The sequence below is a fragment of the Aneurinibacillus migulanus genome (assembly GCF_001274715.1).
GTDB classification, from domain to species: Bacteria; Bacillota; Bacilli; order Aneurinibacillales; family Aneurinibacillaceae; genus Aneurinibacillus; species Aneurinibacillus migulanus.
On the sequence record NZ_LGUG01000004.1, the window covers coordinates 3,234,173 to 3,248,575 of the forward strand.

Consider the following 14,403-nt stretch of genomic DNA (forward strand, 5'->3'; position numbering starts at 1 on the left):
AGTATTCTAGAAAAATAAGTTAATATACATTCCATACTTATTCATCACCATGTCAAAGCACAACTAAATGCCGAGCCATCCTCTGTTCAATCTCCAGATGATGAAGACAAAAAAGCAAGTATATTAAAAGACAATATCCCTGTAACCCCTTGACGATTCCCATGATTTCTGTTCCCGGGATTATTGCTACGGTTATGGACTTGTTAATGATACCTCGCAAAGAACCTCCATAATATAGCTGTTGTATCTGGACCCAGTGGATCGGTATAAGAACCACTTGAACTTCCGCCAGACCATGCATGTCCCATTCTATCGATCATCCAAAGCTCCATGAGTGGAGCTCCACGCTTATCATTATACACATGTTGGCTATAGCTTCTTCCATTTACGATATCTGCCTTTACAAGGGCAGGTGTAACCTCTGCTTTGCCTCTGCCCCCCTCCACGAGAAAATTCGTTTGAGCCCATTGTATGATAACCTGTTGACCATTAATCGGATGTACAGTGGTATCGCAGATACCATGAAAAACAATAACAGGCATCTTTTTTTTGAATTTTCCCATTTCAAAAAAGGCCTTATTCCCACAATCGTATGGATCTCGTGTGCCTTGGATCATCACATATTTAGCAGTTTGAGCCGTTGGATCGGCTGGGATAAAAACATCTACCGCATCATACGCTAGTCCAGAACATATTCCAATTCCACTAAAGACATCAGGATAGGTAACACCTAGAATGGAAGCCATCGCTGCACCCGCAGATAAGCCAGCAGCATACACCTTATTTGAGTCAATGCTATAATTGCATTTGACATCATCAACCATTCCTTTAATTACCTTTGGATGCCCCTCTCGCCGATGCTGATTGTAATCTAAAAACCAGTTCCAGCATCCTTGAGGATTAGACTTAGCTGGATCAAAAGGATTAAACAGGTGGCTCATCGCAGGGTAAAGTACAATAAGATTTTCTCGTTCAGCTAGATCATTCATTCTTGTTCCAGCGGCAAAATCATCTGGGTCCTGTTTACAACCATGAAGCATGACCAGCAGCGGTACATTGCTCCCTGCTTTGTATCCGCTTGGTACATAAAGTTTGTATGTAAATCCCTCATATGTATATTTCAAAAAGTTACTCATAGCTACACCATCCTCTAAACCTAAAGATTCTTTATTCAGAGTATGATTAATATCCCTACAATCGATTATATTTTCGACCCAAAACAATATTTTCATTCTTTCAATTTCAGCTCTTGCTTCCATTTCTGTATCTATTTTCTTCATCTCTTCAAATCATCTGTCTTTTATCTAATCATTCATAATTTTCACATCTCTTTCCGCAGGATTCCTTTTAGTGATTTCTAAAAGGAATCCCGCCGATTTTGCTGACCACATGTAAGTTCTTCTATTGTCCCTTTTTAACCAAGAAAAATCCCTCCCTAGTAGTTCTGTGTAAATTCTTTTACCCACAATAATATTCACATCTTGATCTTAACAAATTTACGTTTTCCAACTTGTACAATCAAATCATTTGTAACCGGGACTCGTAATTGTATATCTCTTACCTTTTCACCATTTATTCTCACACCGTTATTTTCAATCATTCTACGCGCTTCACTTTTGGAATTTTGTAAATTTAACTGAATGAGTAAGTCTATTACTGATGCTTGGCTTTCACCATGCCACTCTACTATTGGTATTTCGTCTGGAATGCTCCCTTGTTGAAAAACAGATATGAAATGCTCTTCTGCTTGTTTGGCAGCTTCGGCTCCGTGATACATTCTTACAATGGTTTTACCTAAAAGCATTTTTGCATCACGTGGATGAAATATACCTGTATCAAGTTCTTCCTTAATCTTTTTTATTTCTTCTGTCGTCAAGTCAGTTGCCAATTCAAAATACTTATTCATTAATTCATCAGGGATGGACATAGCCTTACCGTACATTTCTTGTGGACTTTCATCAATGCCGATATAGTTCTTCTTTGATTTTGACATTTTCTCTACACCATCAAGTCCTTCTAACAAAGGCATCAACATCGCTACTTGCTTCTCTTTACCAAATTTCTCTTGAAAATGTCTTCCCATTAGGATGTTGAAATGCTGGTCAGTTCCACCTAATTCAATGTCACTTTCTAACACAACTGAATCATATCCCTGCATTAAAGGGTAGAAAAATTCATGGAGAGATATAGGCTTCCCAAAAGCTAAACGTTCTTCAAAATCATCTCTTTCAAGTAATCTTGCCACGGTTATTTTTCCTGCCATGTTAATGACATCCTCAAAATTTAATAGAGAAAGCCATTTAGAATTGTAGTGAAGTTCTATTTTCTCCATATCTAAAACTTTTCCGAATTGCTCGAAGTACGTCCTTGCATTGCGTTTAACTTCTTCATCTGTTAATTGCTTTCTGGCAATTGATTTGCCCGTAGGATCTCCAATCTTTCCTGTAAAATCACCAATAATTAACTGAATGATATGGCCGTTCTCTTGAAATTGTCGCAGTTTGTTTAAAACAACTGTATGTCCAAGATGTACATCAGGGGCGGATGGATCTAATCCTAATTTAATTTTCAACGGACGATTTAATAAGACTGATTTAGCTATTTTATTTTTTAAATCCTCAGTTGGTATAATCTCTTGAACGCCTTGAGTGTAAAGGAACAATTGTCTCTCAACTTCAATTAATTGCTTACTTGATAACTGTTCAATAAAGTTTCCCATTACTAATTCCTCCTGTATTCTATATTATGCATAAAAAAACACGCCCCTATAAAAGGGACGTGGATTGCTTTTTGCACGCGGTACCACCCTTATTGAAGAATATTACTATTCTTCCGCTCATTCAGTTAACGGTTCATCCGCTCTTTGCTACTCTATGTTTCACAAAGAGAGCTCAAGGAGGTAATTCGCACTTATCTTTGTGTCGATTCACACCAACCATCGACTCTCTGGTACAGGGAGATAAGCTACTACTGATTCCTGTCATCGCTTCATTTACTATTTAATTATTGTGGTAACTTAAGCAACTCACCTTAGAAGTTTAGTAACATCTTTTTTTCAGAATTGTTAGCTATGAAACGATTCTAACAAAACTTTATGAGATCTGCAAGAAAAATCCTTTAATCGTGCTTATTCCGTTAAACTATACATTAGCTTAATAATAGTTATAGGTGGTTCTGAGACTTATCCAATCAATCACCTTACCTCCTCTACCAATAAAAAAGCCGAAATTCCACCAAATCCGGCTACATTTCGGCTTTTTTCTCATAATTTTGCAAAATAAGCAATATCAGTCTTTATTTATGTTTTGAAGCACTATGTTTTTTCAATTCGTACATATTATAATCAGAAATTCTGATTAGCCCTTCTAATTCTTTTCCATCGTCAGGATAAATTGACACCCCCATTGACAAAGATACCTTCACTTTCATCACCTTCGAAAGGTTCTTTACATCTTCTTTTACTCTATGAATGATGCTTTCCATTCCTTGTTGATCAGTATGAGGGACAATAATAAGAAATTCATCCCCTCCCCATCTGGCAATAATATCCCTTTGTTTCGTATTATTCAAAAGCACATTTGAAATGTGTTTCAGTATCTTATCTCCAGTTTCATGACCATATGTATCATTAATCGTTTTAAAATGATTTACATCTACAACAAAAACACCTAACTTTTCACCTTTTCTATCCATTTTACGAAATATTTTAGGTACTTTTTGCGAAATAAATCTCCGATTGTATAAATGAGTTAGTGAATCTCTTTGGGAATAAAATAACGCTTTATCATACTTCTTACCTAAAAACCAAGCAAAGCAGAGAGCAATGATTCCAGGTATAGGAATGATATGAGGTGGATGTCCGAACTCGAAAATAACGGATGTTCGAATTAACATAAGAAGAGTAAAAACAAAGAAAACTGCAAGTAATCTACCTGTATAAGCCATTGATAAAAATCACCAATTTTCCCAATGATGTAGCATATATACATACTGTTAAATAACTAAAGTTAATTTCAAGTTAAGTATAGCTTATTTACTTTGGCATTTCAGCCCCTATCCTTCTCAACTGGTATCGGTTAGACAACGTTTTATCGTCCTCTATAGCGAAAATACCGTGAACAGGGTGAATTTGGTTTGCTGGATCAACGAGGAAGGCGAAAGGAATATTTAGATCAAGAACGGTACGTTCAGCAGTTGAAGCGAGAGAATGCGATGCTAAAAAAGTGTTTGAAAATCTGGATGCGGGAGGTAAGAAAGAGCGATTCAAGCTTATCGAACAAGCAGCGAATCCAGGCCAAGTAGCACAATTGTGCCAGCTTCCTGGTGTTTCTAGAAGTGGTTACTACGTATACTTGAAGCGAAAGAAGAACGATAGGGATGTCGAGGCCGTGTGACTCATTCGCAAGGTGTACCATCGCTACGAAGGAAAATATGGCTACCGGCAGCTCCAGCTGTTCTTGTGGCAAGATGACGGCGTATGGATGAATCACAAGAAGGTACTGCGTCTCATGCAAAAGCTCGGTCTTCAAGCCAGCATTCGACGGAAACGCCGGTTTAACATGAAGGATAAGGTTGCGGAGCGTGTGGCTGAGAATCTGCTTAAGCGAGACTTTACGGCAGATAAGCCAAACCAGAAATGGGTAACAGATGTGACCCAATACCGGGTAGGCGAACGCTGGTTGTATCTTTCGGCCGTGAAAGACTTATTTAACACATACGATTTTATAACCGAAGACGACCACAGCGTAAATTAAATAAACTGACGCCGGTAGAGTACCGGCGCCCGTTTGCAGCCTAGGTGTTTTTCTCAATGTCTACTAAAAGGGGGCTTGATCATAAGGGATTGGGGTGTTTTTGTTTCGCTTTATTTTTTCTTTCTTGTTTTTCAATCTTACTTATTGAATAATAATCATAGTTAAGTCAGATAAGGAGAGAGAATATGGAGCTGGTTCAACCCATTCGTGACAAGAAAAAAATCGAGGGCATGAAAAAAATCTTAGCCTCGAATCCACGAGATGTTCTCTTGATTATACTCGGCATTAACAATGGCCTTCGGATCAGCGATCTTTTACATATGCGTGTCAGTGATGTACTACAGGAGAACAGATTTTTGGTTTACATAGTGCGTATTATCGAACGTTTATTATAAATTCACTTTAATTTTTAAAATTTGCAACCAATAAACACCAATAACGTCTGAGGTAGTAAGGAGATGATAACATTGAAGAGATTGTATTACTCTGTAACTTTAATCTCGTTAATCTTTTGCGGAACTCTAGTTTGTGGAGTTCAAGGAAAAGTACTTGCATCCCAAAACAGAACGAATAAAATTCAAACTGAAGTTACACCAGAGAAACTAAGTCCTTATATTAGAGAAAAAGGAATTTACCCACAAAATGAACATCCAAAACCTTTGCCACTTGGAAAAGGAATTAAAACACTAAAAATAGGCGAAGGATTAACACCATTACCTAAAACAACGGATACGAAAAATGGAATACCTGGATTAGAAAAATTAAAACTATATAATAACTTGCCAAACTCAGAAAACAAAGCAAAATGAGACTATCTCATTTTGTTTTGTTTTCATAAGTGACATTATGAGACTTAATATATTCCAAGCCATCGCATAATGATCATTAGAACACCTAGAAGGATCATTAACATGGCAACACCAAAGAAACCTAATAAAAATGACTGAACCATCTTTAGAAATTCCCAAGAGACTTTAGATTGATCAATTAGATGTTGTTCTTTCTTTAATTGTCTAATATCATTTTGAATGATTTCCATCTCGTTTCGTATGTGTCTTAATTCATTGATGATTTGTTGTTCTGCTTCATTCTCCATAAGCACCCTCCCGAATTATTTATTGGATAATTATACCACTAAAATTCAAGATAAGAGCCTGTTTCCATTTCGCTTATTATTACACATTCTATGATTAAAAATATTTTTCTCATCATTTTATGTTAAAATAAGGTAAATAAGTATATTTTACTCAATTTTAACACGGAACATTTTTATTTCAATTCCACTTATTTATCTTAGTGCATTATTTTTATTGATTTTAAATTATACCAAAGGAAAATAAAAGTCTTAAAGTAACATATTGCAACCTTAGAAGAGGAAAAAATGAGGGAGGGCTGTTTAAATTGCCAAGGATTTTAAAAATACTTTTGTGGCTAGTTTTTTCGGTTTCTGTAGTAATGATTATATTAAGTGTTATTGGTCTTTTGACTTTTCTTAAATATAAAGTCTGATAGTAATAAAAATATACACCTTTAAACATACATACTATCTCCATTTTTCATTCACTTAACTGGAATGTAGCTGGTGAAATAGTGTAGTACCTCTGCTTGTTTGTTCAATGGATTTATCAACTGTTAGTCCAAAAGTGAAGAGCAAACCACCCATGAAACAAGTTATCGGACTTTCAAAAAGCGTGGAGTAAATATCGAACGATCAAAATGACACATAGGCATCTTCTTTATTGAATACAATGCAATGAAACCCTTTTGAAGAGGAGTAAGTAAGGATGCCTAATAACATGAATTATCGATTAACAACTCAGCAAATGATTAGCATCATCAGAAACGGTCTTCATAAATCGCAAGTTCCCAAACATATTATTATTGTTGGTGCAGGACTAGCAGGACTAGTTGCAGCTTCTTTATTAAAAGACGCCGGGCACAACATTACAATTCTTGAAGCGAACAACAGAGTAGGTGGACGTGTTTACACCTTACGCTCCTCTTTTAGTAATGGGTTATACTTCAATGCAGGTCCAATGCGTATTCCTGATATCCATTCTTTGACTTTAACGTATATTAAAAAATTCAGGTTACCTACAAATCTATTTATTAATCGAACACCTATGGACATCATTTACACAAATGGTATTAAAACACGTCTCAACATATTTGAACATAATCCAAGTATTTTAAACTATCCAGTTACGCTGAATGAAAGAGGCAAAACAGCCGAAGAGTTGTTGCTTTTAGTCGTACAACCTATCCTCAACTTCATTAATCAAGATCCAGCGAGAAATTGGGCTGTTGTGGAAAAGCAATATAAAAACTATTCGTTAGGTTTTGTTTTAAATTCTTTTTTTTCAGCTGGTGCAATCGATATGATTGGTGTACTCCTTGATTTGGAAGCATATTTGGGGATGTCTTTTATTGAAGTGTTGCGAGAAATGGTACTTTTCACATCAACAAATCGTTTCTACGAGATAACGGGTGGGATGGATTTATTGCCGCGGGCATTTCTACCACAATTAAAAGAAAATATACTGTTCCACCAAAAAATGATGAAGATTGTTCAGTACAAAAACAGTATAACTATCCACTCCACTCATCAACAAACCTTAGAGCATTTCATGATAACAAGTGATCTTGCTATAATCACCATCCCCTTTTCAGCTTTACGATTTGTAAAAATCGAACCATACGATTCTTTTTCTTACTACAAAAGAAGGGCAATTCGCGAACTCAATTATATGGCTTCAACAAAAATCGCTATTGAGTTTAAAAGCAGGTTTTGGGAAAGATCTTATCAATATGGTGGTAAATCTATAACTGATCTGCCAATTCGATTTACGTATTATCCAAGTTATGGAATTGGAACAATGGGACCAGCTGTGGTTTTGGCAAGTTATACATGGGCGGATGAGGCTTTAACATGGGATAGCCTATCTAATGAAGAGCGCATTCAATATGCCTTAAAAAATTTGGCGGAAATTTACGGAAACCATATCTATGCTGAATTCCTATCAGGAGCGTCCTTTAGTTGGAATCAAAACCCTTATTCCTGTGGAGCTTTCACAGCTTTCGAACCGGGGCAAGAAATAGAGCTATACCCTTATATCGCGGTGCCTGAAGGAAGGGTGCATTTTGCTGGTGAACATACTACGCTTATTCATGGTTGGATGCAAGGAGCAATTGAATCAGGAATACGGGTTGCATATGAAGTTAATGACTTACCAAAATCATGAACAGATCTAGAACTCTAAGACAGAAGACTATAACAATCGGAAAATTTTTTACCCTATGTGGACTTTCGCTTTATAGCTAAAATCTTATTCTTGCCAGATAAGAAGCCTAGAGATACAAAGTGTCTATATAAGTTACGGTTAATATTTTGACATGGTAGCGTGGTTGGAAGTAGGAAAGATGGAGAAAGAAGAGGGTGGAGACGCCCTGCGCCCCGGCAGAAGAAAGGCCAACGTGTCTTTTTCCGACCGTCCACCGCCCTTCCTTCTTTTCTTACCTCTCACCACAAGAATTTGTCAATGTATCAAATCAGATGTATATAGGCTTCTTTATAACGGTTATTCAATAAAATACATCTTCCCATTTACTTCAAGAGACACTGATGATTGTTTCATCTCTTCCTTTAGAGATTGGGCATAGTCAACTACTTGATTCAGTTTTTTCTTATCCAAATCTTCTACAAAGCTATAGACAATCGTTACTTTTTCCTTGACTAACTGATTGTCATCGGATAGCCAGGCTCCTGTCCCGTCAATGGCGGTTGCTCCTCCAAACATTTCTGAGAATTTCCTTAAAGACTTATGAACATAGGGTGTGTTATCAATGGGCTGATCTACATTATATGTAGATGGTACATAGATTTTCACTACGTCTTCAAGGTAGAATTGCCCGTGTAAAGCAGAAGATTGTTTTACTTTAGATGCTTCTTGTTGTTCTGCGGCGTACACAGCATTCGCCAAGAGAGCGATTAACATAATAGGGATAATCCAATAAAAAATTTTTTTCCTTTTCAACATTGCCACCCCTTTTTATTCGACAATTTAGCTAGCAAAACAATGATCGATTTTCTATCATTATACATGCAGTAATCAGCTTTCAAAGAATTATTTCATTTCATTATTTAAATGTTCATCCTTTTCAAAAATATGTGGTGCATATTTTTCTAAAGGTCCAAACACCCATTTGTTTACTTCTCTATCCAACAGCAACTGATGAGTAGGAATAATAATGTCTTCCTTATTTGTTTCTATTGTAAATCCTTGAAAAATCATTGTTCGAACATCTTGCCTGTTTAAACCATAACCAAATGATTTCACTTTTTCATATGGAATTAATTCATCTTTATAGTAAAAAACATTTTCGTCAAACGAAAGCAGAACAGGCTTTTTCGATTTGCATAAATAATAGGTAAGCATCCCTCCAACTATTAGAAAAAATAAAAGCGCTATTGACATGAGAAAGTAAATCAGCCCTTTAGAAAGCGAGCTTTCCTTAACGACAAAGTCACCAAAAAGCACCCATAAAATAACGATGACAAATAACAATATTATAAAAATTTTTATTGTTATCGTTTTTCGGCTATATGTAACATGGTGCATCATACACCTCCAATAGTTAGCTGTTTCATTCGTTTGTAATTACATTTATTGCTTTTTGGAGTGGCCTTGTTCGAAAAATGAGCTCATTTCCGTTTTGTTCAATGACCCATGTTTTATCTTTTCTTGATACATATAGGTAGCTTTCTAACGAGCGAACATTGCGACTTGCATCGAACACAAAATCATACATACTATTTAATCTTCCGCCTTTGTCCAATAACGTCTCTAAAAATTCAGCTGGCAACCGTTGAAAGTGCCATCTGTAATGCAGTAGAAATTATTTAAACACAACATCCGTCTTAGAATTTACTTGTACAGGAAACCATTCCATATCATCCCCAACCCCGCTCGATTTTACTTCTTCCACATTGTTATACATAATGTTTGATTGCCCAAGTACTCCATCAGAAGAAAAAAACAGTTCTTTTGTATCACTATAACGCTTAATAGTAAGCGAGATAAGGTTAGTGTTTCCCTTTATGATGTTTTCTTTTGGAATATAAATGTAAACAAATACTGAATCAGATTCTAAATTTGAATGGATTTGACTATAAATATCTTCCGATTTATTCTTTGTTTTTTCAATTCCTACATAGAATAGTCCGCCTGGCTTAAAGGTTATAGGATATGTGCGCTGTTTGCCTACATAAAAGCCCAAAACACCACAAGTAATTCCTCCATATTCTGTTATTTTACAGTCATTTCCTGTCAACTTGCTTAACCGTGAGACATCAGGATTTTCACTATACCCCTCTAACGCTAAAAACATTGCGTGTTTTCCTACTTCTTGGATAAGAGGTTTAGGATCTTTCACTTCAGTTAAAGGTAAATCAACTTGCGCTGACATTGATATTTTGCTCTCTTTTAATAGATTGACTTCTTGTTTCTCTGTAACTGTACGATATGGATATTTTTTTTTACCTTCTACCTGATAGATCCCTGGCAGAGCGGGTCCATACTTATAGACTTCTTCTTTTGTCTTAGTTGTATAAACCTTTTTTCCGTCGATTTTAATTACTGCTTTATCTGGGTTTGCTTTGACAAATATATAATGAGGACGAACTCCTATGACATAATTATCTGAGAAAAAACCATCTTCTTTTTTTAGATAAAAACTACCTGCATTTAGTATTTGATCAGGAGAGTTTGTACTTAATAGCTCATTCGATTGAAGTGAATTTGATTCTTGATCTAATAAGGATTGCTGAGCATATAACAGGTTAATTAGTTTATCAAATGTTTCTGGTTCTTTTTTGTATTGACTCACCATTTGCTTTAAATAAGAGGAGTTCACTGTCATATCTCCATCCGGTGAAAGTGAGGCTTCAAATTCGTCAAAGTTTTCGGTCAGTATTGCATTTTTAAATTTTTCAATAGCCTCAGCACTTTCAGACATCAAGCACTTAAAAAAAGGGAAAATAATAACAAAATAAAGGGGAATTTTTTAATCATTATGCTCTCTCCTTACAAAATGCTTAAAACTCCAACTATCATGGCTTACTTTACGGTATCTACAGCTTCTTCTTGAGAAGTTGCCATTGTAGCTCAGATTCCTAGAAACGCAATAAGAAAGAAGGCTGTAGTCCCTCCAATCCATACTTTTTTCTTGTTTTTGATAAAGCCCTGTCAATTCTCTCTCCCCTTTCATTTTGCCTTTTAGCAATTTCCACGAAGATATTCATCCATATTTTACTTAAAACTGTTTATAAATAGAAACTTTTTTCTTATATTAACTGAATTTTCGTTATTTAGTAATATGAATTAAGAAAAAGACATTTTCACTTACTTTTAACAGGTCATAACTACCTGAATTTACTATTAATAATTGATTATCTATACATAGGACTTGAGAATGAACGGGAAATTATTTGATTAGTTAGAAAATATCATAGAAAGAGAGCTATAAAATACTCTCCTCCATAGCGGTCGAGGCTGACCCAAAAGGTTGTTTGGTCTCAAACGAAATATAATATATAGGTTGCTTACTGTTTTCTATGCGTATATACGGTATCAAAGAAGGGTGCCCCCTCACTTTTGGGACACCCTCCTGTTTTTTTCGCTTATGATGACGTTAAGCCTATCTACTCTTTCCTTCCGCTACGAGAAGCCATTTTTGCTGCAACAGCTCATCCGTGTGCTTGCCGATAAAATCATGCACCTCGTTCTTCACCGTCCAAATGGCCTGCGCAAGTGTTTGTGCTCTACATTCATGTATAGACATCTGCTCCATTTGAAAAGAATGCTCCAGCAAAGCGACAACACTACGTACCAATTTCTTCTCATCAGTACCAAACCATTGATTTGCCAGTGCTTTTGCAAATAAGCGTTTGGTTTCCACGCGGGCGGTATGTGATTCCAGCAAGATCAGCACTCTTTTGCGTGAATCATCCATGAAGTCCAGCATCGTCTTATCAAGCAGGCTCATCTCTTGCTCCAACAGTGGTTTTCCTTCTTTGATTGTTTCCAGTCTCCGCATGATGTCCTTTCCTGCGGAGATAATGCGATCACCCAGTTCTACACCTTTTTGTAGATATTCCTTGTAACCGTCAAGGTGAATCTGGGCTGCTTCCCCAGCCTCCGGTCCAAGACGCTCTCGCACCTGATTCCCCAATCTCTCCACATACTGAATGATAGGAACAAATGAATGGGGAGCGGCAGTCAGATTTTTCTTCAAATACCCCGCGTTGTTATCCAGCGTCACGATCAATTGGTACATACGCAGACACCTTCGCGTCAGGTTACGGTCCGAAACGAGCCGCCCTGCTTGATCCACTACAACAAATTGTCCAAAATTGGTTTCCATGCGGAGCAGGACCGACACAGGATAGATGCCTACCAGACGATACGACTCGCCATCTATGATCAAGTCTGTGCTCATATAGATTTGCTGGAAGCCCCGCTTGAACGGTGCCACTGCTGTTTTAAAAACGCCTTTTGCTGGCGACATAATCCATAACAGTTTTATTGTCACGTCCTCCTCGCAACAATGATTTCCTTGTTTTGGTTTTTATCCTAATCCTCTATCCCCAGTATTTACATTCAAATTATACAGAACCTTCTTACTTGTTCACAATAGAGAATCTATATACATCTGAATTGAAGGTCTGCGGCTTGAGATGGTGATCCATTGGTAAAATTGAAATCAGCACAAGTATTCTAGCTGCCATAAGCGATCTTATCGGATCTTATCATAGTGATGGATTGCATTATTCGCTCTGTACTCATCCTTTTTTTGAACATAAATGTCATATTGTAAATAGTCCTGAGCTCCAGATTGTATACTTCCTCCTCCTGGATGACTCGAATCTATAATCACTTTTGTACGATAAGGCACAGCTTTAGATTTAAGGCGTTGTGTAACTTTAAAGTAATCATCATTCCCAAGCGCAGAATAAATGAGGCATCGATAACTCCTATCTTTAAAGGATGAAATAAGCGGCAATATCACAATAATAGCAAGGACAAGAACAGTTAAAATGAGAGGTAAATCCCAATCCATATTCTTCAACTTTTCAGCTAAATAAACACCTTTTCTCTATTTTATAATCAAAATATGGTTTATTAATAAAAATAAGTTAAAAAAACAAAAAAGTTGCATATTATCAGACGTAATAAAGAATTAAGATATTGTATTTGTTTCTTCTTTAACATCTGTATCTATCTCTTAAATAAAAACCAGTGAAAAACACGAAAATAAAGTGTTAGACTGGTTTTTATTTATTGCACTATCACTCTTTTATAAATGGGAAAAATAATAGAAATAACATTAGCCCCACTCTTTTTATCCATTACGTGTTCCAGTTCGCAAGCATGCTCATGCATGCGAGGCCATGCCTTGCCTTGCCTCCCATCTTTATCGCAGTATAATTGGAATCGTAAAGCTACGTTTGATCTGATCTATATTACTGGAGAAAGATTCACGTGCTTCTTTTGGGCTTTTGATTCGAACACTAGCCTTAGCAGCTGCATCATGATCCGTGCTATGCAGTGCTGCCAACGCCTCCGCGAGCGAATCAAAAAAAGTATCCGAAAACGATTGCTGATCGAACTGCCATATGTATTCACCACCCGCTGAATCTACAATCGCAATCGACTTTCCGTGGAGCAAAGAATACGCCCTGCGCCCCGGCAAAAAAAGGCGGACGTGTTTGTTCCGACCGCTCCCGCCCACCGCCCTTCCTTTTTTTCTTACCTCCTACCACAAGAATATGTACATTTATAAAGTCAGATGTATATAAGCTAACAGAACGAATTCGTTCTAACAGCTCGGAATATTACCTTATGTAATGAACATTATCACTTTTAACGGAATACCTATGTGTTACTTTTAAATAAAGCTGAACTGTTTATTAAGAAGATGAACTGAAATCTCTTATTGACAACATAAAAGGGATTTCGTTTTTCCTCTAACACTAACGGCACAGGATATTTCAATAACATTGTTGAATACATATGTACTTTATGGTACCATAAATACGAACGTTAGTTCCACACTTAAGTTAAATGTAATTAATTAACTTCTAGTAAACAAAATATTAAAAAGAGGTGTCTTTTATGATTTCAGGGATTTATCCTTATTTAGTTTTGAATGGTAATGGACAAGAAGCTGTTAAATTTTATGAAAATGCATTGGATGCAAAAGTTCTTGGACTTCAAACTTTTGGAGAAATGCCTGAAAATCCAGAGTACCCTACTCCTGTTGAAGCAAAAGATCGTGTATTAAATGCACATTTGAAAGTTGGTAATACGGATTTAATGCTTTCTGATACATTCCCAGGTCAACCATATCAAATTGGCTCACAAGTGACAGTAGCCATCACCATAACCGATGTAGAAAAATCAAGAGAAGTATTCGAAAAACTACAAGAAGGTGGTCAAATTATTATGCCACTTCAAGAGACTTTCTGGAGCCCATCATATGGACAAGTAACAGACAAATTCGGCGTAACCTGGCAAATTTCAACACAAGTTGCTAATAATAAATAACTTAATTATCAATGTCTCCAATTCAAGAGCGATTTAGTGCAACA

18 protein-coding genes, 1 pseudogene and 1 other annotated feature are annotated in these 14,403 nt (G+C 36.5%); of the genes and pseudogenes, 7 read left to right on the forward strand and 12 right to left on the reverse strand.

The features are described 5' to 3' along the window. Positions 1-203: 203 nt before the first annotated feature. The 3 genes from AF333_RS17355 to AF333_RS17365 all read right to left on the reverse strand — a co-directional run bounded on the left by AF333_RS17355 (position 204) and on the right by AF333_RS17365 (position 3,945). On the reverse strand, positions 204-1,280 hold the full coding sequence (locus AF333_RS17355; protein ID WP_052811828.1) for an extracellular catalytic domain type 1 short-chain-length polyhydroxyalkanoate depolymerase: 1,077 nt from the start codon (positions 1,278-1,280) through the stop codon (positions 204-206). A gap of 194 nt (positions 1,281-1,474) precedes the next feature. Next, positions 1,475-2,719, reverse strand: a complete 1,245-nt coding sequence (gene tyrS / locus AF333_RS17360; protein ID WP_043064601.1) for a tyrosine--tRNA ligase — start codon at positions 2,717-2,719, stop codon at positions 1,475-1,477. A gap of 50 nt (positions 2,720-2,769) precedes the next feature. After that, positions 2,770-2,993, reverse strand: a binding site (T-box leader). Positions 2,994-3,294: 301 nt separating this feature from the next. Beyond that, the gene (locus AF333_RS17365) at positions 3,295-3,945 is read right to left on the reverse strand and encodes a GGDEF domain-containing protein (protein ID WP_043064600.1); all 651 of its coding nucleotides are present in this window, start codon (positions 3,943-3,945) and stop codon (positions 3,295-3,297) included. Between the two features lie 278 nt (positions 3,946-4,223). Here AF333_RS17365 and AF333_RS35545 point away from each other — a divergent pair, with 278 nt between their 5' ends. From AF333_RS35545 to AF333_RS17380, 5 genes and pseudogenes are all read left to right on the forward strand, one after another. Next, entirely contained in the window at positions 4,224-4,394 is a 171-nt protein-coding gene (locus AF333_RS35545; RefSeq protein WP_235496538.1) for a hypothetical protein, read from the forward strand. A gap of 12 nt (positions 4,395-4,406) precedes the next feature. Next, a pseudogene (locus AF333_RS37510) lies at positions 4,407-4,538 on the forward strand (transposase); the annotation flags it as partial. Between the two features lie 176 nt (positions 4,539-4,714). After that, positions 4,715-4,798: an IS3 family transposase gene (locus AF333_RS37515; protein ID WP_235356048.1), complete on the forward strand. Its 84-nt coding sequence runs from the start codon at positions 4,715-4,717 to the stop codon at positions 4,796-4,798. A 141-nt stretch (positions 4,799-4,939) separates the two neighbouring features. Then, positions 4,940-5,149 (forward strand): site-specific integrase, encoded by a 210-nt coding sequence (locus tag AF333_RS17375; RefSeq protein ID WP_052811825.1) that lies wholly within the window; start codon positions 4,940-4,942, stop codon positions 5,147-5,149. Positions 5,150-5,221: 72 nt separating this feature from the next. Next, positions 5,222-5,563 carry a hypothetical protein gene (locus tag AF333_RS17380; RefSeq protein WP_043064597.1) on the forward strand — a complete coding sequence of 114 codons (342 nt, stop codon included), beginning with the start codon at positions 5,222-5,224 and terminating at the stop codon, positions 5,561-5,563. Between the two features lie 44 nt (positions 5,564-5,607). Here AF333_RS17380 and AF333_RS17385 read toward each other — a convergent pair whose 3' ends face one another. Next, positions 5,608-5,850, reverse strand: a complete 243-nt coding sequence (locus tag AF333_RS17385; RefSeq protein WP_043064596.1) for a hypothetical protein — start codon at positions 5,848-5,850, stop codon at positions 5,608-5,610. Between the two features lie 700 nt (positions 5,851-6,550). Between AF333_RS17385 and AF333_RS17390 the strand changes: the two genes are divergently transcribed. Next, a complete protein-coding gene (locus AF333_RS17390; RefSeq protein ID WP_043064643.1) occupies positions 6,551-7,996 on the forward strand; it encodes a flavin monoamine oxidase family protein in 1,446 nt (481 codons plus the stop codon). Positions 7,997-8,134: 138 nt separating this feature from the next. Here AF333_RS17390 and AF333_RS35550 read toward each other — a convergent pair whose 3' ends face one another. From AF333_RS35550 to AF333_RS35555, 8 genes are all read right to left on the reverse strand, one after another. Further along, the gene (locus AF333_RS35550) at positions 8,135-8,281 is read right to left on the reverse strand and encodes a hypothetical protein (RefSeq protein ID WP_235496540.1); all 147 of its coding nucleotides are present in this window, start codon (positions 8,279-8,281) and stop codon (positions 8,135-8,137) included. A 51-nt stretch (positions 8,282-8,332) separates the two neighbouring features. Further along, entirely contained in the window at positions 8,333-8,788 is a 456-nt protein-coding gene (locus AF333_RS17395) for a DUF3574 domain-containing protein (RefSeq protein ID WP_235496541.1), read from the reverse strand. Between the two features lie 90 nt (positions 8,789-8,878). Further along, complete coding sequence (locus AF333_RS17400) at positions 8,879-9,373, reverse strand: hypothetical protein (RefSeq protein ID WP_043064594.1); 495 nt, start codon at positions 9,371-9,373, stop codon at positions 8,879-8,881. 277 nt (positions 9,374-9,650) lie between these two features. Then, the gene (locus AF333_RS17405; RefSeq protein WP_043064593.1) at positions 9,651-10,769 is read right to left on the reverse strand and encodes a zinc ribbon domain-containing protein; all 1,119 of its coding nucleotides are present in this window, start codon (positions 10,767-10,769) and stop codon (positions 9,651-9,653) included. 681 nt (positions 10,770-11,450) lie between these two features. Continuing rightward, complete coding sequence (locus AF333_RS17410) at positions 11,451-12,344, reverse strand: hypothetical protein (RefSeq protein WP_139189031.1); 894 nt, start codon at positions 12,342-12,344, stop codon at positions 11,451-11,453. 204 nt (positions 12,345-12,548) lie between these two features. Continuing rightward, complete coding sequence (locus AF333_RS17415) at positions 12,549-12,872, reverse strand: hypothetical protein (protein WP_052811823.1); 324 nt, start codon at positions 12,870-12,872, stop codon at positions 12,549-12,551. Between the two features lie 354 nt (positions 12,873-13,226). Then, complete coding sequence (locus AF333_RS17420; protein ID WP_158502318.1) at positions 13,227-13,481, reverse strand: protein kinase family protein; 255 nt, start codon at positions 13,479-13,481, stop codon at positions 13,227-13,229. Beyond that, the gene (locus tag AF333_RS35555) at positions 13,435-13,575 is read right to left on the reverse strand and encodes a hypothetical protein (RefSeq protein WP_235496543.1); all 141 of its coding nucleotides are present in this window, start codon (positions 13,573-13,575) and stop codon (positions 13,435-13,437) included. Before AF333_RS35555 ends, AF333_RS17420 begins: the two co-directional genes overlap by 47 nt. 352 nt (positions 13,576-13,927) lie before the next feature. Here AF333_RS35555 and AF333_RS17425 point away from each other — a divergent pair, with 352 nt between their 5' ends. Then, positions 13,928-14,359, forward strand: a complete 432-nt coding sequence (locus AF333_RS17425; RefSeq protein ID WP_043064590.1) for a VOC family protein — start codon at positions 13,928-13,930, stop codon at positions 14,357-14,359. The last annotated feature ends 44 nt before the right edge of the window (positions 14,360-14,403 follow it).